The sequence below is a fragment of the Mesorhizobium sp. WSM4808 genome (genome assembly GCF_055811675.1).
Map to the genome: position 1 here is coordinate 1 of NZ_JBVVQX010000071.1, position 930 is coordinate 930.

Sequence of the window (930 nt, forward strand, 5' to 3'; positions counted from 1 at the left end):
GCGAGAACAGCCGACCCATCAGCTTGATAAACATCGACACTGCATCGTCGGTGAGCTTCTGGCCGAGCTTGATGACCTGCGCCACAATCAAAGCGTGCCGACGGCTGGCATTGAAATCGTTGGCCAGCCAGGCCGGCGTGGCGTTCCCTTCACGGATCATCTGGTCCCACCGACCCGAGGAAATCCGCATCTGCAATTTCGGATCGATCTCCAGCGTGCGCAGGAAAGCGATCCGTTCTGTCAGCCCGACCAGGTTTGACGCACCTGGCGCGTCTGGCGCCGATCGCAGGCAATGAAAGCGGGTTTGGCCGATCACCGGATCAACCTCCAATAGCCTGTCCAATGAGGCTAGCCGATCCAGCGAGATACCCGAAATGATCGCGTTCTCTGCCCGTCGGCGAGCAATCGCGCGACCGCCGAGACCTATTTTCTCGATGGAATGCAGCGAGGGAAGGAGAGCGTTTCGTTTCCGGAACTCGGCAACGACTGCTATCGCGATCGGCAGTCCGTGATCGCCGTTGGTTGCCACTTCGATTGCAGCTATCAGAGCGGCTCGCCTATCTTCTTTGGAAGCCGCCCGAAGACTGAGATAGTCCATCAGATGCCGGCTATGATCAAAACGGGTCTGTACCCGGCGAGCATAAAGCTCGTACAGGCGAGGGTCGATACCGAGCTGCTCCGCAAGATATTTGATCGCAGCGGCTGGTGGCTGTTCGTTCTCCGACAATAGTCGCCCCGTTTGGCGCATTGTGCAAAGTTGAACCGCGAAGCCCAGCTTGTTTTGCGGTCGACGGCGAAGTTCGCATTCCAAGCGGTCTGCCGATTCCATCGTAAAATGTCGGATAAGATTTTCCTCGTCCACCGCTATGCCCAGAAGCGTCGCCGCTTCCTTTGAACTGAGAAGCCTTCTTCTGCCCATCCGCATTCCCC

General features: G+C 57.6%; 1 protein-coding gene. It reads right to left on the reverse strand.

Going from position 1 to position 930, the window contains the following annotated elements:
- Positions 1-919, reverse strand: a 919-nt coding sequence (locus AC0L2U_RS34720) for a DUF4158 domain-containing protein (RefSeq protein ID WP_473603706.1), incomplete at its 3' end; no start/stop codon positions are given.
- Positions 920-930: the final 11 nt, after the last annotated feature.